The following is a 261-nucleotide window of genomic DNA, read 5'->3' on the forward strand; positions in this document are numbered from 1 at the left end:
ACGTCGAGCCTGCTCGGTGTCGGCAATCGCACCGGCAGCGACCAAGCCGTCAAGCAGCCACGCACGCACGCACCGGGCATTGGTCAGCGTCTCCAAAGTGGTGAAGGTCTTAGAGGCAATGATGACCAGGGTCGTCTCAGGGTCAAGATCGGCGGTCTTGACAGCGACATCGGTCGGGTCAATGTTGGAGATGAAGCGGCACTCCAGACCGTCCTTGACGTAGGGCTTGAGGGCCTCATAGGCCATCACGGGGCCAAGATC

1 protein-coding gene is annotated in these 261 nt (G+C 60.9%); it reads right to left on the minus strand.

Annotated features, from left to right (window positions below; translation table 11 throughout):
- The coding region (locus tag CN326_RS23990; protein WP_255258208.1) for a hypothetical protein at positions 1 to 261 on the minus strand (261 nt) is incomplete at both ends.

Origin of the sequence: Bacillus sp. AFS018417, from assembly GCF_002560985.1 — a bacterium.
GTDB classification, from domain to species: Bacteria; Bacillota; Bacilli; order Bacillales; family Bacillaceae_G; genus Bacillus_A; species Bacillus_A rhizoplanae.